The following is a 26,473-nucleotide window of genomic DNA, read 5'->3' on the forward strand; positions in this document are numbered from 1 at the left end:
GTGGATCGAACACGTGGCCTCTCCCTTACCAAGGGAGTGCTCTACCACTGAGCTACAAGGGCTGTAATTTGTTGCATGCGATGCATCAAGCATCTGAACGGAAACTGGAGCGGGTGAAGGGAATCGAACCCTCGTCGTAAGCTTGGAAGGCTTCTGCTCTACCATTGAGCTACACCCGCGAGGTATCGTTCACTTTATCTTCACTTACTTTTGCTACTACCCAGTTTTCCTTGCAAAAACTTGGTGGAGGGGGCTGGATTCGAACCAGCGTACTCATAGAGAACAGATTTACAGTCTGTCGCCTTTAACCACTCGGCCACCCCTCCGCGGGAACCGCAGAGTATGAAGCATCTACTCACAACTGTCAACCTTATTTACTGATGCCTGACTGCTGCATTTGCGTATAAAGAAGAAGTTGGCTGCTTCGGGGCGTGATTATAAGCTCCCGATTTGAGAATGTGCAAGGGTTGGCGCGAAAAAGTCGTCTTTTTTCGCATTTTTTTTATCCCCCCTGCCCACAAGCCGCATTTTCCCGTCATTCGCCCTGCATTTCCCCTGCTTACCGGGCGTCAGGCGGGTGCATCCAGGAGTTGCCCAAGGGCTTATATTTACGCAATAGTTGCTGATGCAGGCCCGACAGCACGGGCAATTTGGGGTTGCGCGGGTCCAGGCGGCGCACGCCGGCAATAAACGTCAGGGCTTGCTGCCCCATGCGTTCATCCCAGCCTTCGTGTTCCAGGCATTTCAGCACGGCCACGGCCGCATTGAAGACCACTTGCGGATTGTCGGGCAGGCGCGTGACGGCCTCACCCATCAGATCGACGGCGCCGCGGAAATCGCCCTCGCCCGCCCTGGCCGCACCGGCCGCCACCATGTCGGCCACTTCCTGGCGGCTTTGCCGCGCCAGCGCCTTGGCCAGTTCTTCGCGCCCCGCCTGCTCGAAGACGGCCATGGCGCGCGTCATGGCCGCGCTATCGGGCGCATTGCGCATGACTTCACGCATCACCTCGGCAGCACCATCCTCGCGCCCGTGGGCCAGGCAGTGGCGTGCCAGTTCGGTTTTCAGCATGGTCGAGCCGCCCACGCTGTGGCGGTTGGCGGCCAGGGCCGCGTCCAGCGATTGCTGCAGCCGCTCCTCGTTACCCGTATGCGCATGCAGCATGGCGCTGCACAGGGCGCTGCACAGTTCCGTATTCTTTTGCCCACCCATCGACTTGTCGAGGTCGCGGATTACGGCGCCTACCTGCAAGGGATCGTCCTTGCGCACCAGGGTCTGCACCAGGCGCACATGGTCTTCCGGATCGCGGAATTCCGAATACTTGGCCTTGCTGACCACCAGTTTCAAGGCCTTTTCCGCCATCCCGATATCGTCGGCCGCCAGGGCCGCCTCGCCCAGGCGGCGCAAGCGGCGCACGGCGTGCGGCGACAGGGCCACCGCTTCGCTCAAGGCCGATTGCGCCAGCTCAGGCTTGCCTTGCGCCAGGTGCGTGCGCGCCAGCCAGTCATACGCGTCGAGAAAACGCTTGTTATTTTCCAGCAACCCTTCCAGCGTGCCCTGCGCCGCGGCGTACTCGCCCAGCAGGAACTGTGTCTTCGCCTGTCCCAGGCGCGCCCAACCGATGGCCTTGGCGTCATACAGGGCTGCGTAGATCGGCTCGGCGTCGGCCGCCTCGCCCAGCAGCAAATGCAATTCCGCGCGCAGGCGCAGGAAATCCGTGGCGTAACGGGGATACAGGCTGGCGCCCTCGGCACAGGCAGCAATCGCCGCGCGCTCATTACCCACGTCGATCAGTTCGTACACGGGCACGAAGGCATTGCGCTTGTCCAGCGCGCGACCGATGCGCTCGAGCATGTTGTCTGCGGTAAACGGCTTGAGGATGTAATCGGTGGGCAACAGTTCGACGGCGCTGACCACCTTGGCGAAGCTGCCTTCGCCCGTGACCATGAAGAACATGGTCGACGCGTGCATCAATTTGTGGTGACGCAAGTCTTCCAGCATCTGCTGGCCATCCTGGCCGCCATCGAGATCGTATTCGCACAGGATCAAATCATACGCTTTGCTGCCCAGCATGCGGATCGCCTGGCCCGAGCTGGCCGCGTCATCGATCTTCGCCAGGCCGCACAGGTTGAGCATATTGTGCAGGCTGGCGCGCATGCCCGGATGCGGCTCGATGATCAGTGCGCTAAGGCCCTTGAGTTCTTTCATGTCGTGATGTCCGAAACCTCTGCGGCGCGCCACACTGGTGCGTGGCGCCAGCCAGCCTGAGGCTGCCGAGTATATGACGGCGCCGCGCGCAAGGGAATGGCGACGGGCCGAAAAATGCCGACGGCGTTGCTACTCAAGCGACGGCGCGCTCCGGATGCCACAGTTCCGGCTCGTGGTCGATCAAGTCCAGCAGCGCCGCCACCACCTCCGGATCGAACTGGCTGCCGCTGCGCTGCTCGATATATTCGCGCACTTGCGGATACGGCCACGGTTCCTTGTAGGGCCGCTCGTGCAGCAAGGCATCGAAGACGTCGACCACGGCAACGATGCGCGCGGCCACGGGAATGTCGCGCCCCTTCAGGCCATTCGGATAACCGGCGCCATCGAAATGCTCGTGGTGGCCGCCCGCGATCTGCGCGCCATACGTCAGGTAGCTGACGCCGTCGACCATGTTGGCGGCCCGCTCGAGGATGGTTCGCCCGACGCCGGCATGCAGCTGCATCTGTGCCCGCTCCGCGTCCGTATGCTTGCCCGGTTTGAGCAGCACGGCGTCCGGCGTGGCCACCTTGCCCACGTCGTGCAAGATGCTGGCCAGGCCTATCATGTCGAGCAGTTGCGGCGTGAGTTCGTCGGCATACACGCCGCGTTGCTGCATGCGCCGGGCGATGGCGTCGGACAAGAGCTGCACCCGGCGCACGTGGCCGCCCGTGTCGCTGTCGCGGAACTCGGCCAGGTCGGCCAGCGCCACCACGGTCGCTTCCTGCGCCTTGCGCAGCTGGCCGAACATATACAGGTTGTCGAAGGCGGCGGCGATGCGCTGGCAAAACACTTCCAGCAAATCGCGCTGGATCTGCGCCAGCGGCCACGGCGGCGTGACGGAGATGGCCAGCTCGCGGTTGCCTTCCGTATGGATGAACAGCACATTGGCCGGATGCTCGAACTGGCTGCGCTTTTCCGCAAACGCCTTGGCGATGGTAGCCGTCAGGGCATGGTCGGCCGGCAGGGCTTCGGCCTCGGCCAGCATGGCATACGTGCCCGTGGCGGCCACCACTTCGGGGTGGCCGCCACCGCCCTGCATCAGGCACAGCACGCCATCTGCACCCACGTCGAGGATGGCGCTGACCTGGTTGAGCACGCCGGAAGCGAATTCGCGCAGGGAATGGATCTGGTACAGATTGGTGGCGCCGGCCAGGATCTTGCCCAGGCCGATGCGGCTGCGCTCGAGCATCATCAGGCTCTCGTAGGCGCGCAGGGCCGAAATGACGGTGGTAAACAGCTTTTGCGTCGTCAGTTCCGTCTTGGCCTTGTAATCGTTGATGTCGTATTCGATGATGACGCGCTGTTCGGGCGCCTGGCCCGGCTGGCCCGTGCGCAGCACGACGCGCACGATGGAGTTGTTCAGGTCGGCGCGGATGCGCCTGGCGAGGATCAGGCCCGCGTCATCCGTTTCCATCACCACGTCGAGCAGCACCAGGGCGATATCGGGCGTGTCGCGCAAGATGTCATACGCTTCGCGGCCGCTGTAGGCGGAAAACAGTTCCAGCTCGCGCCCCTTGAAGCTGACATTGCGCAGCGCCAGCCGCGTGACCGCATGCACATCGACGTCATCATCGACGATCAGGACACGCCACAGGCGCTGGTCGGGCGCGGCCAGCCCGGCAGGACTGGCCACCGGCTCATCTTCGTCGAGCAGCCAGTTCTCATCTGCATCGGCTTTGAGGTCGGTCATGAATACTCCTAATGGATAAGTTCGATGTGGACGCTGCGTTGACGCATATCAAGCATAATCAGATTAGATGCTGCTTACAACAGGATTCTGCGTATCGCCTTCGCCGGCGGACGATGCCGATGCTGACGCCGATGCCGAGGCAGCGCCGTGCGTGCTACCGCCACAATTGTCCTGGCCTGGCCCGACGGCCTGGTAGCGCACTTCATACTTGCCCGCGCTGAGCTGCTCCACCGTCAGCTTGTCATTGGCCAGGATGTACAGGTAGCGCACGTTCGAGCGCCGCTCCTGGTCGTACAGTTTGACGAACACGGGCGCCGCGTTGCTGCTGTTATCGATGGTCAACGCCAGTTCATCGCCCTTGTTACTGATCGGGAAGCCATCGACATAGCCGGACTGCGCCGGCCACGGTTCGCCATTCGGCGCCACCAGCGCTGCGGACTGGCCCACGCCATCGCAGGCAAGCGGGCTGGCTTTCAGGTTCAGCTGGGAAACGGCCAGCACGCGGATCTCGGGCGTCTTCGCTTGCTGCGGTTCCGGTGCATATGGCTTGCCCACCGCCCAGCTGTCGACGGCCACGACCTCGCCTTTCGATGGCGGTGGCGCGGCCGTCTGCGCTACTGACTTCTCGCCATCGCGGGCCAGGCCGCTCCAGGCCGATGCCAGCGCGGCAGGCACGGGCTGGGACGTGTCGAGCATCAGCAAGGCACCCAGCCAGCCCAGCAGCAGGCAGACAAGTAAACTCAACCACCAGCGCCAGTTGCGCCAGATGGGTTGCAAGCCGCGCCGCGGCTTGCCCTTTGGTGGCGGCACATCCTGCGCCCATGTGTGCTCATGCGACTGGGCATGACCTTTCGCGCGGCCATCGCGGCTCCTGCCTTCTTCCTGGTGGGTGCTTTCCAGCCATTCGATTTCCCACTCCTCGGCAGCGATCCACTCGTCGTGTTCCCTGCGGCGTTGCGGATCGGACAAGGTGCCATAGGCGCTGTTGAGGATCGCCATGATGCGGGCGGCCTTTTCATCGCCGGGATTCTTGTCCGGGTGGTATTTCTGGCTGAGGGCTTTGTACGCGGCACGTATGACTTCCTGCGGCGCCAGGCGCGCCACTTTCAGGTTGTCATAGTGTGTATGTATCTTTCCCATCGTTCTATCTTGAAATCGGTGCGCGGCGACGGGTTCTTGCAGGATGGAACCGTGCTGTGTCGGTCATCATAAACGATATGACAAGACAATAACCACCGGTGGACAGGAAATTGCAGGGCGACACTGCCCTGCCTTGATATTGCACGCGCTTACAAACGGTGACTGCGGTCAGCCGACAACAGGGCTTCCGGCAACACCACGCGGTGCCCTACCGCCAGTACCTTGAACAATTCCCCCATCTCGGCCGGCGAGACCAGCTTTTGCACGGCGCTGGCTTGCGGCAGGTAAGTCTTGACGTGTTCCGGATCGGTGCGCAGCAGCAGGTCGCCGATGCCGGCGCCCAGCAGGAAGGACGCCTGGTTCATGTACGCGAGCACATCGAGACCCGCATCCTGCGCCGCCACCGCCATGGCCGTGAAGTCGACGTGGGCCGTGATGTCTTGCAAGCCGGGCAGATAAAACGGCTCCGCGTGGGCATGATGGCGGTAATGGCACATCAGGGTGCCCGTGGCGCGCAAGTCCAGGTAATACTCATGCGCAGGGAAACCATAATCGAACAGCACGGCCGCGCCGCCCTTGCCATTGGTCAGCATGCGCGCCAGCGAGCGCATGAAGCCGCAGGCCACGCCGTGGATCTCGCTGACATAGCCGACCGGCAAGGCTTCGGCGTCCGGCACCTGGGCGCTGATCTGCGCGGCCACGTCGGCACCGGCCGGGCGTTCGACAAAGACGAACTGGCCGTCGGCAATGCTGACATCGAGCTCGCACCAGCCGGCGGGCGTCTTGCTGATCAGGTTGACGGGCATGGCGTCCAGCACTTCATTGCCGAACACGGCGCCCTCGAAACTGTCGGGGAAGCCGTCGAGCCAGACCACTTGCGGGAAGGCGGCCAGGGCCAGCTCCTGGCGCGCACGCAATTCGCCGGACAATTCGACGATCGCATACTGTTCGACAGGGATGCCGGCGCTGGCCGCTTCCGTCAGGATATCAAATGCCAGCTTGCCCGTGCCGGCGCCGAATTCGAGGATGCGCGGAGCCGTTTGCGCCATAATAGCGGCTGCCACTTGGGCCAGAGTGGCGCCGAACAGGGGTGAAATCTCCGGTGCGGTTGTAAAATCGCCATCCTTGCCCAGCTTGGCGGCGCCGCCGCTGTAATAGCCGAGGTCAGGCGCATACAGCGCCAGCTCCATGAAGCGGACAAAGGGAATGGCGCCATCATTGCGCGCGATTTCGGCGGCAATCTGGTGCTGCAAGGCATGGGACGCGGCCAGCGCGTCGCTATCGGGTGCGGGAAGAGACATACCCGCATTGTAGCGAATCGGCGGGCCACGACGCCAGTGTCGGCCAGGAAGGCCATGGCGGCCAGGCGCACTTCACACACAAGCACAGTAAATAAAGACATGACTCCAGCATCGACATTGCCACACAGCACTCCCCGGGTCGCCCTCGTCACGGGCGCGGCGCGGCGCATCGGCCGCGCCATCGCGCTGGGCCTGGCGCGCGACGGCTGGGATATCGCCGTCCATTACCGCGACTCGCGCGAAGAAGCGCTCAGCCTGGTGGCGGAAATCGCCGCGCTGGGGCGCCGTGCGCAAGCGTTCCATTGCGACCTGGCGCAGGAAGAGGCCGTGCGCCAGCTCTTGCCGCAGGCGCAGGCGGCGCTGGGACCGCTTACTTGTGTGGTCAACAACGCATCGTTGTTTGAATACGACAATGCGGGCGATTTTTCCGTCGCCGCGCTCGACGCCCACATGCACGCCAACCTGGCCGCCCCCATCCTGCTGGCGCAAGCGCTGTACCAGGCCACCCCGGCAGGCGGGCAAGCCGTGGTCATCAACTTGCTGGACCAAAAACTGTACAATCTCAATCCTGATTTTTTGTCGTACACCCTGTCCAAGGCGGCGCTGCTGTCGGCGACCACCATGCTGGCCCAGGCGCTGGCGCCGAAAGTGCGCGTGGTGGGCATCGCCCCCGGCATCACCATGGTCTCCGGCGAGCAGACGGAAGCGAACTTTGCCAAGGCGCATGAAAACACGCCGCTAGGCCGCTCCAGCACACCCGAGGATGTGGCCGACAGCGTCTGTTACGTGGCCGGCGCGCGCGCGCTGACGGGCACGACCCTGCTGGTCGATGGCGGCCAGCATTTGATCGGTTTGCCGCGCGACGTCATGTTTTTGACCAAATAATCAGCAGCCATACCAAACAACCAGCATTCCAGCATCCCCTAAAAGGTAAAACTATGTCGTCCGCCCTGTTCCACCCTCGCCTGGCCGATTGCCGCCGCCTGTTCCTGCGCAATTACGAAGTCCTCATCAACATCGGCGTCTACGACTTCGAGAAAAAGGGCGAGCAGCGCGTCCTCATCAACGTCGACCTGTACATTCCCCTGTCCCTGTCGACGCCGAAGGAGGACCAGCTGGAAGAAGTGGTCGACTACGACTTCATGCGCGAAACCATCGCCAGGCGCATGGCCAAAGGCCACGTGCAGCTACAGGAAAGCCTGGTCGACGACGTGCTCGCCGCCATGCTGGCGCACCCGCGCGTGCGCGCCGCGCGCGTCTCGTCGATGAAGCCGGACGTGTATCCCGACTGCGAAGGCGTGGGCGTGGAAGTATTCAAGATCAAGGATGAAGCATGAGCAACATGAACGATACCGCAGTGATGGAACCGGCGACGACGGCCGTGGAATTCCCGGCCAACGTGGAAGCGCAGAAACTGGCGCGCAAGAAGGCGGAAAAGATTGCCCTGGAAAACAACAAGCTGCACAAGCGCCTGTGCCGCCTGGTGGGCCAGGCCATCGGCGATTTTAATATGATCGAAGACGGCGACAAGGTGATGGTGTGCCTGTCCGGCGGCAAGGATAGCTACGCGCTGCTGGACATCCTGATGACCTTGCGCGAGCGCGCGCCCATCCATTTTGATATCGTTGCCGTCAACCTGGACCAGAAACAGCCGAACTTCCCGCCGGAAATCCTGCCCGCCTACCTGACGGAACTGGGCGTGGCCTTCCACATCGAAAACCAGGATACCTACAGCATCGTCAAGCGCCTGATCCCGGAAGGCAAGACGACTTGCTCGCTGTGCTCGCGCCTGCGCCGCGGCATCCTGTACCGCGTGGCCGACGAGCTGGGCGCCAACAAGATCGCCCTGGGCCACCATCGCGACGACATCCTGGAAACGTTCTTCCTGAATATGTTCTTCGGCGGAAAACTGAAAGGCATGCCGGCCAAGCTGCAATCGGACGACGGCAAGCACATCGTCATCCGTCCGATGGCGTATGTCAAAGAAGAAGACACGCAGCGCTATGCGGAAGTCAAGGGCTTCCCCATCATCCCGTGCGACCTGTGCGGTTCGCAGGAAAACCTGCAGCGCAAGCAGATCAAGGGACTGATGCGCGAATGGGACAAGAAATTCCCCGGTCGCGTGGAAAGCATCTTCTCGGCCCTGTCGAACGTGGCGCCATCGCATTTGATGGACCCGAAACTGTTCGGCTTCAAAGACTTGAAGGCGGACGGCGTGGCCAGCCCCATGGGCGACATCGCCTTCGATGAAGAGCCGTGCTCGACGCCGACCACATTCGGCACGATCCCGCTGCAACCATTGTAAGCTCCTGTTGTTTCGCCGCCACCGCCCAGGTGGCGGCATCCTGCCTCTTTCCCCCCGCATCCATTTGATGTACCGTAGTCAGCTCTGCCGGTACGCGGTGTGCCACGCGCGCATCCCTGCCCGGCGGTCAGCACGCATTCTTCCGACAACCTCACTGGAATGAACCATGACGCCATCCGCGCTCAAGCGCCCCCTGCTGTTCTCCCTGCTGGCCCTCAGCCTCTCCAGCGCCTACGCCGCACCAGCACCTGCACCCACCGACCGCCAGGCCGACCGCTGGGATTTGACGGCGCTGTATCAAAACGATGCCGCGTTCGACGCCGACGCGAAAAAGCTGTCAGCCCAGCTGCTGCAACTGGGTGCCTGCAAGGGGCAGCTGAAAGCCTCGCCAGCCCGCCTGAAAAGCTGCCTGGACCTGGTCGCCGATGCACGCAAGCGCGTCAACACGCTCACCACCTATGCGGCGCAGTATTACGACCAGGATACGGGCGACAGCAAGGGTAACCAGTTGAACCAGCGCGCCGCCCTGCTCGGCAACGATTTCAGCCAGGCAAGCACCTTCCTGCAGCCGGAAATCCTCGCCCTGGGCAGCAAGCGCATCGATGCCATGCTGGCGAAAGACCAGGGCTTACAACTGTATCGCTTTCAATTGAGCAACATGCTGCGCAGCGCGCCGCATACGCTGGACGCGGCCGGCGAACAGCTGGTGGCGCAGTTCGGCCTGGCCACGGGTTCGGCCGCCAGCATCTACCGCACCCTGGCCAATGCGGAAATCCCCTGGCCCAGCGTCACACTGTCGGACGGCACGCAAGTGCGCCTCGACCAGGCGGCGTATACCAAATACCGGGGCGACGACAAGCGCGCCGACCGCAAGCTGGTGTTCGACGCCTTCTTCGGCAAATGGAAAGAGTATGAGCGCACGTTCGGCGAAACCCTGTACGGCCAGCTGAAAACGGATGCCGCGTATGCCAAGGTGCGCCACTATGCCAACTCGCAAAGTGCGGCGCTCGACGCCGACAATTTGCCGCCGGCCGTCTACCAGACCCTGATTGCGCAAACCAATGCCAACCTGCCCACCTTGCACCGCTACTTCAAGCTGCGCGCGCGCATGCTGGGCATCAAGGACCTGGCCTACTACGACATCTATGCGCCGCTGCTGAAAAGCGACCGCAGCTTCCCGCTGGCCGAGGGCAAGCAAATGATGCTCGATTCCGTCGCGCCGCTGGGCCCCGACTACGTCAAGGCGCTCACGTCGGCCGTGGAGGCGCGCTGGATGGATGTGTACCCGCGTCCACGCAAGGTGGCGGGCGCCTACATGAATGGCGAGGCGTACGACGTGCATCCCTTCGTGCTGCTCAACTACACGGACAATTACGAAGCCGTCAGCACCCTGGCGCACGAATGGGGCCACGCCATGCACTCGGTGCTGGCCAACAAGGCGCAGCCATCGATCTACGCGCCCTACAGCATCTTTGTCGCGGAAATCGCCTCGACGACGAACGAGGCGCTGCTGCTCGATGCGCGCCTGAAGCAGGCCAAGGATGACGACGAGCGCCTGCTGTACCTGGGCGCAGCGCTGGAAAACCTGCGCGGCACCTACTTCCGCCAGGCCATGTTCGCCGAATTCGAAGCGGCCATCCACGGCAAGGTGGATAAGGGGGAATCGCTGACGGGCGAAGAGATGACGGCCATCTATGCCGGCATCCTCAAGCGCTACCACGGCGAGGCGCAAGGCGTCATGAGCATCGACCCCGCCTACGCGCTGGAATGGGCTTACGTGCCGCATTTTTATCACGGCTTCTATGTGTTCCAGTACGCCACCTCGATCGCGGCGGCGCAGGATTTCGCGCAACGCATCCTCGACAAGGAACCGGGCGCGCTGGCCGCCTACCTGAAAATGCTCGGCGCGGGCGGCTCGGCCTACCCCTATGATCTCGTGAAGGCGGCAGGCGTCGACCTGGCCTCGCCGAAACCGTACCAGGCGCTGGCGGCGCGCATGAATGGCATCATGGACCAGATCGAGGCGATTGAAAGCCGCCGGGGCAAGTAATGCCGGGATCAGACCCGGGGGTCTGATCCCGGTGTTTCCGCCGCCGCAAACGCCGCCGCATCGCTCTCGAACATGTCTTCCAGCTCCTCGCGCGCCTGGCGCGTGAGGGACATGACTTTTTGCTGGTCCTGGAAGTGTGGCGCCACTTCCAGCAAGGTTTTGAGGTTATGCCGGCCAAAGATACCGGCAGCGCGCTGCGCCCGCTCCGCGCTGAACCCCACCTGCTGCAAGGTCTGTTCGCCCAGCTGCAGCGCTGCGGCAAACGTCTCGCGCTCGATCAAGGTCACGCCGCGCTTCATCAATTCATAGTAATGCGTGACGTTGCGCGCGCGCGCCAGAATCGTCAGTTCGGGCAGGCGCAGTCGCACGGCGTCGACCAGGGCCAGGCTGTCGTCCACGTTGTCGATGGCGATCACCAGCGCCCTGGCCTTTTCGATGCCGGCCGCCACCAGCAGGTCCACGCGCGTGGCGTCGCCATAAAACACCTTGAAACCGAACTTGCGCAGCAACTCGATCTGGTCCGGATCGTGGTCTAGCACCGTCACGCCGATCTTGTTGGCCGCCAGCAGGCGGCCGATGATCTGGCCGAAGCGGCCAAAACCGGCGATGACGATGGGATTGTCCTGCGCCTCGATATGGTCGTCGGGGCGGCGCTTCTTCTCGCCTTGCAGGCGCGGCGCGACAAATTTATCGTGCGCCAGCAGCAGCAAGGGCGTGGCCACCATCGACAGGGTCACCACCACGACCAGCAGCGCGGCCGTCTGCGGCGAAAACACGTGCGCGGCCGCAGCTGCGGCAAACACGACGAAGGCGAATTCGCCCCCTTGCGACAGCAGCAGCGCAAAGAACAGCTGCTGGCCGCGTGGAATATCAAAAAACTTCGACAGCAGGTACAGCAAGGCGATCTTCACCGCCAGCAGGCCCGCCACCAGCGCCAGGATCAACAGGGGCTGGGCGCGCAGCACGCCGAAATCGACAGACATGCCGACGGCGATGAAGAACAGTCCCAGCAGCAGCCCCTTGAACGGCTCCAGGTCGCTGATCAATTCATGCCGGTATTCGGAATCGGCCAGCAGCACGCCCGCCATGAAGGTCCCCAGCGCCATCGACAGGCCCACCGAATCCATCAGCACGCAGATGGCGATCACCAGCAGCAGGGCAAAGGCCGTGAAAATTTCACGCAAGTCTGTTTTGGCGATGAAACGCAGGATGGGGTTGACGAGGAAGCGCCCGCCGATCACCAGCGCCGCCAGCACGGCGGCCAGCTTGGCCACGCGCAGCCAGCCCGGCTCGCCGCTGTGCGTGACCAGCCCGCCCAGGAGCGGAACCAGCGCGATCATGGGAATGGCGGCTATATCCTGGAACAGCAGGATGGAAAAGCCGGCGGAGCCGGCCGGCGTGCTCATCAGCTTGCGTTCGCCCAGGGTGGCCAGCACGATGGCCGTCGACGACAGCGATAGCCCCAGCGCGCCCACCAGCGCCGTGCGCCAGTCCACGCCACAGGCCATGGCCACGGCGCACAGTCCCGCGCTGACGACGCCTACCTGCGCCCCGCCCCAGCCAAAAATGGGGCGGCGCAGCAGCCACAATCGTTTTGGTTCAAGCTCCAGGCCGATCAGGAACAGCAACAGCACCACGCCGAATTCGGAAAAGCTGAGGATCACCTCGACATTCTTGATCAGGCCCAGCCCCCAGGGACCGATGACGACGCCGGCCACCAGGTAACCCAGCACGGCGCCCATGCCCAGGCGCTTGGCCAGCGGCACCATGATGATGGCGGCCACCAGGTAAAACAGTATGTTGATGAGAAAGCTGTGGTGTTCCATGCGGATTCCGGACAAAGGTGTGGATGAAACGACATCATGCCTGAAGTGGCTGCGGGCGACAGAATTTGCAGAATCAGGCAATCTTCGCACAGCATTGGTCTACCGCCTGGCGCACCGCCGGGAGCAAGATGGAGTCCTGAATTGACTGAGCTGACCTTATTCACCTGAAGCGGAGCAACCATGCAGAACATCCATCACATCTATATCAACGGCCAATTCGTCACGCCGCATGGCACGCAAGTGCAGGAATTGATCAATCCCACCACCGGACAGCCACGCGCCAGCGTGGTACTCGGCGATGAAACCGACGTCCATGCCGCCGTCGCCGCCGCCAAGGCGGCCTACCCTGCATATTCGCGCACCAGCAAGCAGGAACGCATGGCCATCCTGCAGCGTATGCACGACGCCGTGGCCGCCCGAAGCGAAGAGCTGGTGCAGGTGATGGTGGAGGAATATGGCGGTACCCTGCCGTTTTGCCGCGCCAGCGTACAGCGCGCGGCGAACAGTTTTCTGCACACCATGCAACTGCTGGAAACCTTCGACTTCGTGCGCACGGCAGGTTCGGCCCGGGTCGTGCTCGAGCCGCTGGGCGTGGTCGGCATCATCACGCCGTGGAACTCCAGCTACGGTTTCATTTGCAGCAAGCTGGCCACCGCGCTGGCCGCCGGCAGCACGGCCGTCATCAAACCCAGTGAACTGAGCGCGGCCCAGACGCAGATCCTCACCGAATGCCTGCACGCGGCGCAAATTGCGCCCGGCCTGTTCAATATCGTCAATGGCAGCGGCGACACGGTCGGTGCCGCCATCACGGCGCATCGCGATATCGCCAAGATTTCGTTTACAGGCTCGACCGCCGTGGGCAAGCAAATCGCGCGCGGCGCCGTCGAGACCATGAAGCGCGTGACCCTCGAGCTGGGCGGCAAATCGCCGAACGTGCTGTTGGAGGATGCGGACCTGGACCTCGCCATTCCCACCGCCGTGGCAGCCTTCACCTTCAACAGCGGCCAGGCCTGCCTGGCGGGCACGCGCCTGATCGTGCCGGCCAGCCGCCTGGACGAAATCCAGCAGCGCATCAAAGTGGCCGTCGACGCCCTGATAGTGGGGGCCCCCGCCGACGCCGGCACGCAGATCGGGCCCCTGGTCAACGCTGCGCAGCATGCGCGGGTACAGCGCTACATCGCCCTGGGCACGCAGGAAGGCGCGACCTTGCTGACGGGCGGCACCGGCCATCCGCCAGGAATGGAGAACGGTTATTTCGTCAAGCCGACCGTTTTCGTCAACGTGCGCAACGACATGGCCATCGCGCAGGAAGAAATCTTCGGCCCCGTGCTGTCCATCATCGCCTACGACAGCGAAGAAGAAGCCATCGCGATCGCCAACGACACCCGCTATGGCTTGCAGGCGTATGTCAGCTCACGCGACCAGGCGCGCGCGAACCGAGTGGCGGCGCAACTGGTGGCCGGCCGCGTGTTCATCAACGGCCTGTACGACGAACCGCTGGCGCCCTTTGGCGGCTTCAAGCAGTCGGGCATCGGGCGCGAATTTGGCACGTATGGGCTCGAAGCATATCTTGAGCCGAAGGCGATGATGGGCTACTCTACCAGCCATGAAAGCCCTTGATCCTGCCGTACCCCACACTTGCGCCACGCTGGCACAGCTGCGCGAGGAAGCGTTCGCGCTGTTCCAGGGCCTGCCCCAGGAGCAGCGTGACCTGCCGACGGCGCTGCCCTATCTATCCCTCATCCGTTTCACGCAGACGACGGAACTCCATCGCGGCATGCTGGAGCCGTCGATGTGCCTGGTGCTGCAGGGTGCAAAGACCATCCTGATTGGCAAGGAGATCACCAGTTACGGCGCTGGCAGCTATGTCGTGTCGGCGATCGACTTGCCGGTCTCCGGCCAGGTGACGCAGGCGTCGCGGCAGACGCCCTACCTCGGCCTGCGCATCGCCCTCGATGCGCGCGAACTGGCGGCGCTGGTGATAGACATGCAACTGGCCGTGCCGGACAGCCGGCGCAAGCAGCCTGCCGCCTATGTCGAGCAAGCCGATACGCATGTGCAGGACGCCTTGTTGCGGCTGCTGCGCATGCTGGACAAGCCGCGCGACCTGGCCGCGCTCGGCCCCTTGCTCAAGCAGGAAATCCTGTACCGGCTGCTGACGGCACGCGGCGGAGCGGCGCTGTACGAAAGCGTCACGGCGCACGCGCAAGAGAAAGGCGTCAGCGAAGCCATGCTATGGATCAAACATCATTACAACCAACCTTTGAACATCGGCCAACTGGCCAAGTCGGTCAGCATGAGCGTATCGAGCCTGCACCACCGCTTCAAGGCGCTCGCCGTAATGAGTCCCCTGCAATATCAAAAACAGATACGTTTGCTCGAAGCGCGCAAGCTGCTCCTGACAGGCAAGCTCGAAGCGGCCAGCGTGGCGTTCCAGGTCGGCTATGAAAGCCCATCGCAGTTCAGCCGCGAATACCGGCGCCTGTTCGGCGCCCCGCCGCTACAGGATATGGAATACCTGAAGCATCACGAACCGTCCTTGTAGGCCGCCGGCGCCACGTCGACGCGCATGACCGGATACAGGTTCAAGCGCTCATCCCACGAGGCGTGGCGGCGGGCGAAGAATTCCAGGCGCGCAGCCGGGCTATTGGCAAACGCGGGATCGCTGGCCAGCTTCTGCCGGAACTGCGCCGCCAGCGCCGGATCGGCCGCCAGCTGCGCGCGCGCCACATCCTCGGCCACATAGGCTTCCATGTATTCCTTGCGCTCGAACGCCGTGTTGAAGCTGCCCCAGGCCAGCAGCGAATCGGGCGCGCGCGGTTCGAGCAGGGCCACCACCAGGCGTGCCTTCGGCTGGTTGACGGGCACGTACAGCACGCCCGCGTCGACCAGGCGCTCTTCCTTCTGCCATGCGCCCTGTACCGCCAGCGTCTGGCGTCCTTCGAACGACTGCGCGCCAAACTTCACTTGCGTGGCGCGGAAGACTTCCACATTCTGCCGGGCGAAAATGCTGCGCATTTCCTGGTAGGCGATGCCGTGCTGGCGCAGCTTGGCGCCCACCATGGCCGCCTGCGCGCGCGGCACCAGGTAGCCGGCCTTCGGCGCAGCCACTAGCAGGTCGGGCACGATCTCGTCGCGTAGCGGCACGTTCCAGATTTGCGGCGTCTTTTCGTCATAGCGCGTCATCAAGGCGCCCGAGACCTCGGACGGCGTGCGCGTATAGGCATAGCCGCGAAACGCGATCATGCGGCTTGCCTCCGTGGTCTTGTAGCTGAGAGGCAGCGCACTGCCGGCCAGCTGCAGCGCGCGCTGGTCTGCTTCCATCGCGCTCTGCCGCCATGCGGCGCCGTGTTGCGCCACTTGCTCCAGCAGCGAGACGATGGTGTTGCGGGTGATGCGCACGCGGGTCGGGTAGTCTTTCCACGAATGGGTTTCCACCAACACGCCGAAACGGTTACGCAGCAAAAAATAACCGTGCGAAAAGCGTGGGTTCGGCGTCGCATCGACAAAACCCGACTGCGGCTTGTCTTCTTCGGCAAATGACATGTAGAACGGCTTCGGATCGGAACCCTGCTTTGCCAGGTCGGCCAGCACGCTATCGCGCAGTGCCGTCCCCGCCACGCGCAAGGCAGCATCGCCCGCATGCACGGGTTCGACCTGGATCGAGATATCGGGTTCGAACTGGGCGCCGTCCGTCACGTGCAAGTCCACGTAAGCCAGCGGATCCCAGGCATTGACCAGCGCCAGCATGTGCTGCATCTCGGGAGAGTCGGCCTTCATGTAGTCGCGGTTCAAATTGAAATTCTGTGCCGTGCTGCGCCAACCCATTTCCACAGGGCCACGCTGGTTCGGACGGTTCCACTGGCCGAAGCGCTCATGGCCATCGACATTAAACACGGGCACGAACAGCACCACCTGCTTGTCCAGCGCGCCGGACGCCGCCCGGTCCTCCAATACTTCGCGCAGCGCCAGGAAGCCCGCATCCTTGCCGTCGATTTCACCCGCATGGATGCCGCCTTGCACCAGCAGTACCGGTATCTTGCGCAGCTTGGCCGCCTCCGGCGTCAGCGCACCCGTATTGGAAACGGCCAGCGCCAGCATGGGGCGGTTTTCCGGCGTGCGGCCAAATTCAAGGCAGCGCACCTGTTTTGGATAGTGGTCCTGGAAGCGCTGGCACAAGGCTTCCACCTCCTCGTAACGGCCCGTCTGCTGGAAACCCGAGTACTCGGCCACCGTCTTCAGGGAAAACTGCCGCATGTCGCGCGCGGCATGCGCGTTGACGGCAAACAGGGAAAACACGGTGGCAAACAGCAGGGTATGGCGACGCATCGGATTAGCTCCATCGTGAGGGACAAGCGGGCAATTATAGAGTGGCGTTCAGATAAAAACGCAGTGGCAAATAAAAAAGCCGGAACAGCGTCAGCTACTCCGGCCTTGCTCTGGCAAGCGTGAATTACGAGCCAAAATGGTAGTTGAACTCGATCCACCCCTGGCGGCCTTGCGGGCTGAAATTGCCGATCGGGTAGTACGGCCAGCCATTGCTGGTATCGCGCTTGATTCTGTCGAACACGTTGTTGACGATCAGTGACAGCGTGGCGCGTTCGCTGATGCGGTACACGGTGCTGATATTGGCCAACACCGTCGGCGTCAGGTAGCCCGTGCCGGCGGCATTCGGCACCTTGCCGTAGCGGCTGACGAGCAAGGTATTCGACCAGTCGCCCGCAGCCCAGTTGACGCTCAGGTTCAGCTTGTCGGGCCAATCCTTGTTGGTCATCGATTTGGTTTCGTCGGTCACCTCATCACCGACAAATTGCTGCGATTTCTTGCTCAGCACCCTGGCGTAGTTGGCCTTGAAGGCGAAGCGGCCATAATCCGTCGTGCGCAGCAAGTACTTCAGGCTGACGTCAATGCCGCTGCTGCTTTGCTTGGCCGCGTTGATCGGGTTGACGGTGATGGTCTTGATCTCGCCCGCCTTGTTCAACGCATTGGCCGCGTAACGCTCGATGCGGCCCACGGTATCGATACAGGTCGGCGAGCTGATGTCGGCCTTGCCCAGGCGGCAGTCGGATTCGTCGCGCAGCAGCTTGTCGGCGCTCAGATTCGTCACCAGGTCATCGATCTTGATACTCCAGTAGTCGACCGAGACGTCGAAATTGGAACTCGGCGACCAGACGGCGCCCACGCCGAAGGACTTGCCCTTTTCCGACTGCAGGTCGCGGCTGCCGTTCTGCACATAGTCGGCGCCAGGCGACTTGTTGGCATATTCGCAGCCTTCGATGGCCTGTCCGGCGGCGTCGCAACGATAGTAATCGGTGGTGCTCGAATAATAGCCTTTGCCGCGGGCCTGGTAGATATAGTTCATGTCTGGCGCGCGGAAGCTGGTGGCGTAGTTGGCGCGGAACAGCAGCTCGGGCGCGGGACGCAATTCCAGACCGCCGTTGTAGGTGAACTTGCCTTCCTTGCGGCCGGCAAAGCTGTAGCGGTCATAACGGCCGGCCAGGGTGCCGGTCAGCTTTTCATGCAAGGGCACATTCAATTCCGCGCCCAGCGCATAGCGCGAACGGGTGCCGGCGGTGACGCCCGAACCGGTGGCGATATTGAAATAGCCCTGGTCGATGCGCGCGTCGGGTTCGTTGCTGAAGCCCTGCTTGCTCGCTTCGGCAATCGTGGCGATTTTCACCGTGCCGGCAGGCAGCTGGAACAGGTCGCCATTCGTGGCCAAGCTCAGCGTATTCGTCCAGGCCTTGTCCTTGCTATCGCTGTAGCCGGCGATGCTGTCAAATTCGGCAGCCGTCAGGCGGCGCGACAGGCGCGCCGCATCCGGTGCGTAGATGGCCACGCCCTTGGCATCCGTGCCCAGCTTGGGTCCCAGGAAGAAGTTGTCGATGTTCGACAACATGCGCGGCGTGTGGCCTTCGCTCTTGTAGATGGACGCGTTGTAGTTGGCTTCATACTGCCAGGCGGTGCCAGGAATGCGGCCCTTGGCGCCCAGCGAGATGGCCGTGGCCACGTCATCCCAGCTGCGCTTGTAGCGCTGCACGCCGCCGATTTCCTCGGGCGACATGAAGCGGGTCCACTCTTCGTAGGTGCCGCTGTTCTGGTTCAGGAAGTAGCCATTGCCCAGCGAGGCCGAGGTCCACGATGGGCCGCGCGTCGTGTTCACGGTCTTGTTCTTGCCAAGCAGGAAGTCGGCAAACAAGGTCGTATCGGCATCGAGCTCGTAATTAGCGCTGCCAAACACGTTCTGGCTGCTATTTTTGGTCTGCGTGGTCCAGTAGGTGGGACGGGCTTTCGGGCTGGCGCAATAGGTGCCGTTCTTGGCCTGGTACTTGACGACGCTGCCGCCGAACAGGTCGCCAAACTGGCTGCAAGTATCGCCCAGGTCCACATAGCGGCCGGACGTGCCTGACGCCATCACGCGGCGCGAAGCGATCGTGGTCGGCACGCCCGAGCGGCTGCTCATGAAGTCGCGGTCCATGCTCCACAGCGGGTCGCGCTCGCTCAATTCCACGCTGAACAAGGTATGCAGCTTGTCGAAATTGCCGCCGCCCGTCAGCTGCACGCGCTGGTTGCCGGCGCCGCCGCGCGAGGTGCCGCCCAGCTTGACGTTGATATCGAAGCCTTCCGCCTGTTTTTTCAGGATCACGTTGACCACGCCGGCGATCGCGTCCGAGCCATAGATGGCCGAGGCGCCGCCGTTGAGTATCTCGATGCGATCGACAATGCTGGCCGGGATATTCGCCAGGTTGGTGAAGTTGACGGCGCCGTCATAGGCGATGGGGAAATCGGCCAGGCGGCGGCCATTCAGCAGGATCAAGGTATGGTTCGGACCCAGGCCGCGCAGGCTGATGGTATTGGCCGATGGCGTGAAGGTATTGCCGTAATCTTCGCCTTGCGTAAAGCCACTGTTCTGCACCTGGCTAGTCAGCGCGTCGAAGACGTTCTTGTAGCCCTGCTTGGTGATTTCATCGCCGGTCAGGATGGTGACGGAAGACGGGCCTTCCAGGCTGGCGCGGGGAATGCGCGAACCGGTGACCACGACGGCTGGCGGGGTGGCCGCTGGCTGCTGAACCGCTGCGGGCGCTTGCGTTTGCGCGTGCGCCTGCCATGCGGTACCGCCCAGGATGGCCAGTACGGCAACGGTGAGCGGTGGTAACTTGAATTGTATAGGCATCTTTGCGCGTCTCAAGGTTAGGGAGAAGGCGAAAGATATCAAGATGCCAGCAATTACAGAACGAATCGATTCGTCTTTCTATATACCATAATTGTTATATAGAAATATTTACGGGAAGAAACTTGCCGCTGCTCCCAACGCGCAGGAAAACAGAAGCACGCTTTATCGTTTCATTACAGCAATTTCCTTGTAGGCCGGCCGCAGCAGTCGCAGGGCCGTGTCGGCCGGACTCTGCATCGAGCTCAAGAGCCTGCTCGCGCCGGTGACCGGGACGCAGCTGCCGCTGCTGCGGTAGCGCAGCGCCGCTGCCAGCATGCCTTCCGCCGCATCGCCCAGCTGATGCTGGTAATCGTCCGCCACGTCGCAGGTCGGCGCCATGCCATCGGCGAAGTCGCCAAAGCCCTTGGCGTTGACACCCTGGAACTGCACGGCAAAATACGTGGTGCCGCAATTGGGCGCAGGATAAAAACCGTAGGGCTTGCCGCACGTCGTGCCGCCGATCAGGTTGACTTGCACGTCCACGCCGCGCAAGCCGTTGATGATGGCTTCGCTGGCCGAGCAGGTATTGCCCGTTGTCAGCAAGGTCACCCGTTTGAGGCCCAGGGAGGGCAAGGGCGTGCCCTTGGGGAGGGGATTCGGGCCGGCGAAGCCCTGGCTTTGCGCATGGAATGGCACGGGCGCTCCCGGCCGCGTCTTGTCATTGAAGAGCGTCTGCTCGAAGGTCTTGCCGGTGGTGACTTGTGGACCGGCAATCATGTAGGCGAGCTCGCTGGCGACATCCAGATAGCCGCCGCCGTTGTAGCGCACATCGAGCACCAGGTCGCTGATGCCGGCCGCCTGGAAGCGGCGCATGGTCTCGACCAGTTGGCGCTCGGCGACATTATTGTGGCTGTTGAAGGTCAGATAGCCCACCTTGCCCGTGGGCGTGTCGATGATGCGCTCGTTCTGCACGGCGCTGGTGCTCACGTCCACCGCCGTCAGGTTCACGCTCATGGCCACCCCGTTGCGGCTCAATCCCAGCGTGTGCGTGCCTTGCGCCTTGGGAAACAGGCCGGCGTTGATAATCTTCGCGCTGGCCGGGTCCGCAGCATAGACGAAGTCGACGCCATCGATGGCTTGCAGCACATCGCCGCGCTGCAAGCCCGCCAGTCCCGCCGGCGAACCCGGCTCGACGATCGTGACAACGGCACTGCGTGGTGGCGTGGTCCGCGTCAAGGCCAGCAGCATGCCATAACCGAGTTCCACGCCGTTGAGCGAAGCTTCCCATTCGGCCGTCGTATACGTGAAATGAAACTGGTCCTTGGGCTTGCCTGACGCTGTCGTGGCCGTTGTTTTCAGCACATCGAAATACGCGATGGGCGTGCTGAAGCTCTGCGGCTGGTACGTGCTCGGCACTTCGCGGTACCACAGATACGTTTCATCGATCCAGCTGCGCACCCACGTCAGTTCATCGAGCAAGGCCCCCTGCTTGTCGATGCTGCTGCCGCTGCGCGGCGCCTCGCAGCGGTTCGCCACCGTGGAGGCTGCGACCAGCGCCGTCGGACCCGTCGGCGTCACGGGAGGAGCAACTGGCGCACCGCCGCCTCCGCCGCCGCAGGCACTCAACAACAATACGAGGGGAATGGCCAGGGAGGAGCGCAGGGAATACATGAGAAACTTTCCGAAAAGAAATTATCGAAAAATTATAATGCGTTTTACAAACAGGCGTTGTTTTCTTTGATACAAAAAATGGCGCCCGCAGGCGCCATTGCTACAACGTTGTGCTCAGCCCATCACGCCACGGTGGCCGCCACGGGTGCTGCCACGATGGGCGGCAGCGGCGTCGGCGCATTGAAGGCGATCAGGAGACTCGCTTCCTTCTCTTTCGCCGCCTTCAGATGACGTTCCTTCACATGGCCATAGCCGCGGATATCTTCCGGAATGCTGGCTATCGCCACGGCTTGCGCCAGCTTGGCCGTCGTCAGTTTCGGCAGCAAGCCACCCACCGTCGCGCGGTATTCGCCGATCAGCGCGCGTTCCATCTTGCGCTCGGCCGTATGGCCGAACACATCGAAGGCCGTGCCGCGCAAGCCCTTGAACCTGGCCAGCACGCCGAAGGCCTTCAGCATCCACGGGCCATATTCCTTCTTGATCAGATGGCCCTGGCCATCCGTTTTCGCCATGATAGGTGGCGCCAGGTGGAACTTGAGCTTGATGTCGCCTTCGAACATGGCGGCGATCTTCGCCTGGAAGGCACCGTCCGTGTACAGGCGCGCCACTTCGTACTCGTCCTTGTAAGCCATCAGCTTGTAGAAGTAACGGGCCACGGCTTCCGTCAGGCGCAAGTGCGGGCCGTTCAAGGCGCTTTCGGCGGCGCGCACCTGCCCGACGAAGTCCAGGTACTGCTGCGCATACGCGCGGTCCTGGTAGGCCGTCAGCAGGGCGACTCTTTTTTCGATGATGTCGTCGAGCGTGTCGATGCGCTTGAATTCCACCACTTTCGCTGGCGTGGTCATGCGCACCAGGCTGGCCGCATCGTGGGCGCCGGCGCGGCCCCAGTTGAAGGCGGCCTTGTTGAACGCCACCGAGACGTTATTCAAGTCGATGGCCTTCATGATCGACGCTTCGGTGAGCGGCACTTTGCCCTTTTGCCAGGCATAACCGAGCATGAACATGTTCGTGGCGATGGAGTCGCCCATCAGTGCCGTGGCGATCTGGCCCGCGTCGATGAAGTCCACGTGGTCGCTGCCGCAAGCCTTTTCGATTTCCATGCGCGCGGAAGCGCCGGGGAATTGCCAGTCCGGGTTTTTCACGAAGGCGGCCGTCGACGAGCTGGTCGAGTTGATCATGGCCCAGCTGCGTCCTTCTCCCATGCGCGACAGGGCGTCGCGGCTGGCCGTGACGATCAAGTCGCAGCCGATCACCAGATCGGCCGCACCGGTGCCGACGCGGGTCGAATGGATGTCTTCCTGGCGGTCGGCCAGGCGCACGTGCGACATCACGGGGCCGCCTTTTTGCGCCAGGCCGCTCATGTCGAGCACGGAACAGCCCTTGCCTTCCACGTGGGCCGCCATGGCCAGGATCTGGCCGACGGTGACCACGCCCGTGCCACCGATGCCGGTCACTAAAATGCCGAATGGTTCCGCCGTCGAGGGAATGACTGGTGTCGGCAAGGCCGGTACGGCTGGCGCAGCCTTGTCGGCGGCAGCTGCCTTCTTCGGTTTTTTCAAGCCGCCGCCTTCCACCGTGACAAAACTGGGGCAGAAGCCCGTCGTGCACGAGAAATCCTTGTTGCAGGACGACTGGTTGATCTGGCGCTTGCGCCCCAGTTCCGTTTCCAGCGGTTCCACCGACAGGCAGTTCGATTGCACGGAACAGTCGCCGCAGCCTTCGCAGACGGCTTCGTTGATGACGGCGCGCTTGGCCGGATCCGGGTATTCATTGCGTTTCCGGCGGCGGCGTTTTTCCGAGGCGCAGGTCTGGTCGTAAATCATGGCCGATACGCCAGGCATGTCACGTAGTTCGCGCTGCACGTCCATCAGTTCCGAACGGTGGCGCACGGTGACGCCTTCCGCCCAGGCGTAATCGTCCGGGTATTTTTCCGGTTCATCGGTGACGACGATGATGGGACCGACGCCTTCGGCGGCGATCTGGCGCGAAATGATGGCCGGAGACAAAGGCCCGTCGAATTCCTGGCCGCCCGTCATGGCCACCGCATCGTTGAACAGGATTTTATAGGTGATGTTCACCTTGGCCGAGACGGCCGCGCGGATGGCCAGGATGCCCGAGTGGAAATACGTGCCGTCACCAAGATTGGTAAACACGTGCTTTTCATTCGTGAACGGCGCCTGCCCAACCCAGGTGACGCCTTCGGCGCCCATGTGGGTAAACGTCGACGTTTCGCGGTCCATCCACAGCACCATGTAGTGGCAGCCGATGCCGGCCAGCGCGCGCGAGCCTTCCGGCACTTTGGTCGAGGTATTGTGCGGGCAGCCGGAGCAGAAGAACGGCGTGCGGTCCTTTTGCGGATCGGGTTTCGCGCTGATCGCCTTGAGGACGTTTTCCTTCGCTTCCAGATAGGCGATGCGCTCCTTCACGCGCTGCTCGACGGGATGACCGGCGTAATAGCGCGAAATGCGGCTGGCGATGGCACGGGCGATCATGGCCGGGTTCAGTTCATACGTGGCCGGCAGCAGCCAGTCGCCGTGGCCCGTGCCCTTCTGGTTGCTCCATTCGCCCGTGTCGTCGAATTTGCCGACCACGCGCGGACGCTCGCCATCCTTCAGGTTGTAGAGTTCTTCCTTCAAGGCATATTCGAGAATCTGGCGCTTTTCTTCCACCACGAGGATTTCATCGAGACCCTTGGCAAATTCGTGCACGCCGTCCGCTTCCAGCGGCCAGGTCATGCCGATCTTGTACAAGCGGATGCCGATATCGGACGCCGTCTGTTCGTCAATGCCCAGGTCGGCCAGCGCCTGGCGCGTGTCCAGGTAGGATTTGCCGGCCGTGATGATGCCGATGCGCGCCTTCGGGCTGTCCCAGATGATTTTATTGAGCTTGTTGGCACGCGCATAGGCCAGCGCCGCATACCATTTGTAGCTGTTCATGCGTACTTCTTGTTCCAGCACCGTATCGGGCCAGCGGATGTTCAAGCCACCGGCCGGCATCTCGAAGTCAAGCGGCAAGGTGATCTGCACGCGGTCCGGGTCGAAATCGACGGCGGCGCCCGACTCGATGATGTCGGTCACGCATTTCATCGATACCCACAGTCCCGTGTAGCGGCTCATGGCCCAAGCGTGCAAGCCATAGTCGATATATTCCTGTACCGAAGAAGGGTACAGCACGGGGATGCCGCAGGCGTTCAGGATATGGTCGGACTGGTGCGCCGTGGAAGACGACTTGGCCGCATGGTCGTCGCCGGCCAGTACCAGCACGCCGCCGTGCTTGGCGGAACCGGCGTTATTGGCGTGCTTGAACACGTCGCCGCAGCGGTCGACGCCGGGGCCCTTGCCGTACCACATGCCGAACACGCCATCGTATTTCGCGTCTTCGAACAGATTCGTTTGCTGCGTGCCCCAGACGGCCGTGGCGGCCAGGTCTTCGTTCAGGCCCGGGTGGAATTTGACGTGGTGTTCATCGAGGTATTTCTTGGCCTTGATCGCCGTCATGTCGACGGACGTCACAGGCGAACCGCGGTAACCGGTGATGTAGCCGGCCGTATTCAGGCCAGCCTTCAGATCGCGCTCGCGCTGCAGCATGGGCAGGCGGATCAGCGCTTGCGTGCCCGTCATGAAGGCGCGGCCCCGCTCTAGCGTGTATTTATCGTTCAGGGAAATTTCGGACGCGTGCGCGCCCGGCTCAAGACTCGAGCCCTTGATTGGTGCATTCATTACTTGTCTCCATTATTCTCTGTGCTACGCGTGCAGGTCGGTTGAACTCACACGTACCGGCTGCGCTTTGTGAGCATGCCGGTGCGGAAAAATGACTTGTTTGTCGTAGACTACCACAGGAAGGCGCGCAGTTCTTTGCTGCGCTGCACTCCCGCGTTTTTACCTTTTTGCTGCTGTTTTTTCTACTATTTTCTACAAAGCAACATTACGCCGCGTTCGTATCTTTCAGCACGCCGCGCTTGATCTGGTCCAGTTCGATCGATTCGAACAGGGCGCGGAAATTGCCTTCGCCGAAGCCCTGATCACCCTTGCGCTGGATGATCTCGAAGAAGATCGGACCGATCACCGTCTGCGTGAAGATTTGCAGCAGCAGTTCGCGTTCCGTTTCCGTGCTGTGGCCATCGATCAGGATACGCAGGCGGCGCAATTCTTCCAGCTGCTCGCCGTGGTTCGGCAGGCGGCGGTTGACCAGCTCATAGTACGTTTCTATCGTGTCCTGGAAATCGATACTCGTGTCGCGCATACCTTGCACGGAGGCATAGATATTGTCCGTGCCCAGGGCGATATGCTGGATGCCTTCGCCATGGTACTGGTCCAGGTATTCGGCGATCTGCGACTTGTCGTCCGACGATTCATTGATGGGAATGCGAATCTTGCCGCACGGCGAAGTCATGGCCTTCGATTTGAGACCCGTCAGCTTGCCTTCGATGTCGAAATAGCGCACTTCGCGGAAGTTGAACAGGCTTTCATAGAAGCTCGCCCACTCCTTCATGCGGCCACGATGCACATTGTGCGTCAGGTGGTCGATATACGTCAGGCCATGGCCGACGGGATTGGCGACGGCGCCGGGAATGGCGACGAAATCGACGTCATAGATGCTGATGTCGCCGATGCCGCCCGGTGCAGCCGCGTTTGGCTTGTCGGCGCCCTTGCCGCGCCAGCGGTCGACGAAGTACAGCAGGGAATCGCCCACGCCCTTGATGGCGGGGATATTGAGCTCCATCGGCCCCGTTTTATTGTCGAAACCCCAGGCGCCCAGTTCCAGCGCGCGGCGGTACACAAAGGCCGCGTCGTCGACGCGGATGGCGATGGCGCACACGGACGGGCCATGATGGCGAGCAAAACGCTGCGCGAACGAATCCTGTTCGGCATTGATGATGAAATTGATGTCGCCCTGACGATACAGGGTCACATCCTTGTGGCGGTGGCGCGCGATGGCCGTGAAGCCCATGTTCTCGAACAGCTTGCCCAATGCTTTTGGGTCTGGTGCTGCATACTCGACGAACTCGAAACCATCGGTACCCATCGGGTTATCCCAAGGCTGAAATTGCATGATGTCTCCTCCAAGAAGTAGCGCACAGTATAGGCGTGGG

The 26,473-nt window shown here is 62.3% G+C and carries 16 protein-coding genes and 2 tRNA genes; 6 read left to right on the forward strand and 12 right to left on the reverse strand.

The features are described from left to right. Positions 1-105: 105 nt before the first annotated feature. The 6 genes from K0F85_RS24650 to K0F85_RS24675 all read right to left on the reverse strand — a co-directional run bounded on the left by K0F85_RS24650 (position 106) and on the right by K0F85_RS24675 (position 6,376). Positions 106-179 (reverse strand) — tRNA-Gly (locus tag K0F85_RS24650). Between the two features lie 62 nt (positions 180-241). Next, positions 242-326 (reverse strand) — tRNA-Tyr (locus K0F85_RS24655). A gap of 233 nt (positions 327-559) precedes the next feature. After that, a complete protein-coding gene (locus tag K0F85_RS24660; protein WP_219118505.1) occupies positions 560-2,206 on the reverse strand; it encodes a tetratricopeptide repeat-containing response regulator in 1,647 nt (548 codons plus the stop codon). 133 nt (positions 2,207-2,339) lie between these two features. Continuing rightward, complete coding sequence (locus tag K0F85_RS24665) at positions 2,340-3,935, reverse strand: DUF3369 domain-containing protein (RefSeq protein ID WP_219118506.1); 1,596 nt, start codon at positions 3,933-3,935, stop codon at positions 2,340-2,342. Between the two features lie 63 nt (positions 3,936-3,998). After that, a complete protein-coding gene (locus K0F85_RS24670; protein ID WP_219118507.1) occupies positions 3,999-5,075 on the reverse strand; it encodes a J domain-containing protein in 1,077 nt (358 codons plus the stop codon). A 149-nt stretch (positions 5,076-5,224) separates the two neighbouring features. Continuing rightward, a complete protein-coding gene (locus K0F85_RS24675) occupies positions 5,225-6,376 on the reverse strand; it encodes a class I SAM-dependent methyltransferase (RefSeq protein ID WP_219118508.1) in 1,152 nt (383 codons plus the stop codon). A gap of 99 nt (positions 6,377-6,475) precedes the next feature. Here K0F85_RS24675 and K0F85_RS24680 point away from each other — a divergent pair, with 99 nt between their 5' ends. The 4 genes from K0F85_RS24680 (at position 6,476) to pepF (ending at position 10,731) form a co-directional block, all read left to right on the forward strand. Next, a complete protein-coding gene (locus K0F85_RS24680) occupies positions 6,476-7,261 on the forward strand; it encodes an SDR family oxidoreductase (protein ID WP_219118509.1) in 786 nt (261 codons plus the stop codon). Positions 7,262-7,314: 53 nt separating this feature from the next. Further along, on the forward strand, positions 7,315-7,713 hold the full coding sequence (locus tag K0F85_RS24685; protein WP_219118510.1) for a dihydroneopterin aldolase: 399 nt from the start codon (positions 7,315-7,317) through the stop codon (positions 7,711-7,713). 5 nt (positions 7,714-7,718) lie between these two features. Continuing rightward, positions 7,719-8,681 carry a tRNA 2-thiocytidine(32) synthetase TtcA gene (gene ttcA / locus K0F85_RS24690; RefSeq protein ID WP_219118511.1) on the forward strand — a complete coding sequence of 321 codons (963 nt, stop codon included), beginning with the start codon at positions 7,719-7,721 and terminating at the stop codon, positions 8,679-8,681. 166 nt (positions 8,682-8,847) lie between these two features. After that, on the forward strand, positions 8,848-10,731 hold the full coding sequence (pepF, locus tag K0F85_RS24695) for an oligoendopeptidase F (RefSeq protein ID WP_219118512.1): 1,884 nt from the start codon (positions 8,848-8,850) through the stop codon (positions 10,729-10,731). Between the two features lie 8 nt (positions 10,732-10,739). Here the strand turns inward: pepF and kefC are convergent, their stop codons facing one another. Beyond that, a complete protein-coding gene (kefC, locus tag K0F85_RS24700; RefSeq protein ID WP_219118513.1) occupies positions 10,740-12,557 on the reverse strand; it encodes a glutathione-regulated potassium-efflux system protein KefC in 1,818 nt (605 codons plus the stop codon). Between the two features lie 180 nt (positions 12,558-12,737). Here kefC and K0F85_RS24705 point away from each other — a divergent pair, with 180 nt between their 5' ends. Both K0F85_RS24705 and K0F85_RS24710 read left to right on the forward strand, forming a co-directional pair. Continuing rightward, positions 12,738-14,177, forward strand: a complete 1,440-nt coding sequence (locus K0F85_RS24705; protein ID WP_219118514.1) for an aldehyde dehydrogenase family protein — start codon at positions 12,738-12,740, stop codon at positions 14,175-14,177. Continuing rightward, positions 14,164-15,102 (forward strand): AraC family transcriptional regulator, encoded by a 939-nt coding sequence (locus K0F85_RS24710; RefSeq protein ID WP_219118515.1) that lies wholly within the window; start codon positions 14,164-14,166, stop codon positions 15,100-15,102. Before K0F85_RS24705 ends, K0F85_RS24710 begins: the two co-directional genes overlap by 14 nt. Here K0F85_RS24710 and K0F85_RS24715 read toward each other — a convergent pair. From K0F85_RS24715 to hppD, 5 genes are all read right to left on the reverse strand, one after another. Next, the gene (locus K0F85_RS24715; RefSeq protein WP_219118516.1) at positions 15,084-16,886 is read right to left on the reverse strand and encodes a M14 family metallopeptidase; all 1,803 of its coding nucleotides are present in this window, start codon (positions 16,884-16,886) and stop codon (positions 15,084-15,086) included. The two genes, K0F85_RS24710 and K0F85_RS24715, sit on opposite strands and share 19 nt — an antisense overlap. A gap of 124 nt (positions 16,887-17,010) precedes the next feature. Continuing rightward, complete coding sequence (locus tag K0F85_RS24720) at positions 17,011-19,731, reverse strand: TonB-dependent siderophore receptor (protein WP_219118517.1); 2,721 nt, start codon at positions 19,729-19,731, stop codon at positions 17,011-17,013. Between the two features lie 162 nt (positions 19,732-19,893). Then, positions 19,894-21,381: a S41 family peptidase gene (locus K0F85_RS24725; protein ID WP_219118518.1), complete on the reverse strand. Its 1,488-nt coding sequence runs from the start codon at positions 21,379-21,381 to the stop codon at positions 19,894-19,896. A 122-nt stretch (positions 21,382-21,503) separates the two neighbouring features. Next, positions 21,504-25,100, reverse strand: coding sequence for an indolepyruvate ferredoxin oxidoreductase family protein (locus tag K0F85_RS24730; protein ID WP_219118519.1), 3,597 nt, complete (start codon positions 25,098-25,100; stop codon positions 21,504-21,506). A 205-nt stretch (positions 25,101-25,305) separates the two neighbouring features. Beyond that, positions 25,306-26,433: a 4-hydroxyphenylpyruvate dioxygenase gene (gene hppD / locus K0F85_RS24735; RefSeq protein WP_219118520.1), complete on the reverse strand. Its 1,128-nt coding sequence runs from the start codon at positions 26,431-26,433 to the stop codon at positions 25,306-25,308. Positions 26,434-26,473 lie beyond the last annotated feature (40 nt).

Source organism: Janthinobacterium sp. UMAB-56 (genome assembly GCF_900095265.1).
GTDB lineage: Bacteria > Pseudomonadota > Gammaproteobacteria > Burkholderiales > Burkholderiaceae_D > Janthinobacterium.

What these genes read in the sequence shown, in the direction of transcription:
- K0F85_RS24660 (WP_219118505.1), bottom strand. Translation starts at nt 2,206, where the DNA reads ATGAAAGAACTCAAGGGCCTTAGCGCACTGATCATCGAGCCGCATCCG.
- K0F85_RS24665 (WP_219118506.1), bottom strand. Translation starts at nt 3,935, where the DNA reads ATGACCGACCTCAAAGCCGATGCAGATGAGAACTGGCTGCTCGACGAA.
- K0F85_RS24670 (WP_219118507.1), bottom strand. Translation starts at nt 5,075, where the DNA reads ATGGGAAAGATACATACACACTATGACAACCTGAAAGTGGCGCGCCTG.
- K0F85_RS24675 (WP_219118508.1), bottom strand. Translation starts at nt 6,376, where the DNA reads ATGTCTCTTCCCGCACCCGATAGCGACGCGCTGGCCGCGTCCCATGCC.
- K0F85_RS24680 (WP_219118509.1), top strand. Translation starts at nt 6,476, where the DNA reads ATGACTCCAGCATCGACATTGCCACACAGCACTCCCCGGGTCGCCCTC.
- K0F85_RS24685 (WP_219118510.1), top strand. Translation starts at nt 7,315, where the DNA reads ATGTCGTCCGCCCTGTTCCACCCTCGCCTGGCCGATTGCCGCCGCCTG.
- ttcA (WP_219118511.1), top strand. Translation starts at nt 7,719, where the DNA reads ATGAACGATACCGCAGTGATGGAACCGGCGACGACGGCCGTGGAATTC.
- pepF (WP_219118512.1), top strand. Translation starts at nt 8,848, where the DNA reads ATGACGCCATCCGCGCTCAAGCGCCCCCTGCTGTTCTCCCTGCTGGCC.
- kefC (WP_219118513.1), bottom strand. Translation starts at nt 12,557, where the DNA reads ATGGAACACCACAGCTTTCTCATCAACATACTGTTTTACCTGGTGGCC.
- K0F85_RS24705 (WP_219118514.1), top strand. Translation starts at nt 12,738, where the DNA reads ATGCAGAACATCCATCACATCTATATCAACGGCCAATTCGTCACGCCG.
- K0F85_RS24710 (WP_219118515.1), top strand. Translation starts at nt 14,164, where the DNA reads ATGAAAGCCCTTGATCCTGCCGTACCCCACACTTGCGCCACGCTGGCA.
- K0F85_RS24715 (WP_219118516.1), bottom strand. Translation starts at nt 16,886, where the DNA reads ATGCGTCGCCATACCCTGCTGTTTGCCACCGTGTTTTCCCTGTTTGCC.
- K0F85_RS24720 (WP_219118517.1), bottom strand. Translation starts at nt 19,731, where the DNA reads ATGCCTATACAATTCAAGTTACCACCGCTCACCGTTGCCGTACTGGCC.
- K0F85_RS24725 (WP_219118518.1), bottom strand. Translation starts at nt 21,381, where the DNA reads ATGTATTCCCTGCGCTCCTCCCTGGCCATTCCCCTCGTATTGTTGTTG.
- K0F85_RS24730 (WP_219118519.1), bottom strand. Translation starts at nt 25,100, where the DNA reads ATGAATGCACCAATCAAGGGCTCGAGTCTTGAGCCGGGCGCGCACGCG.
- hppD (WP_219118520.1), bottom strand. Translation starts at nt 26,433, where the DNA reads ATGCAATTTCAGCCTTGGGATAACCCGATGGGTACCGATGGTTTCGAG.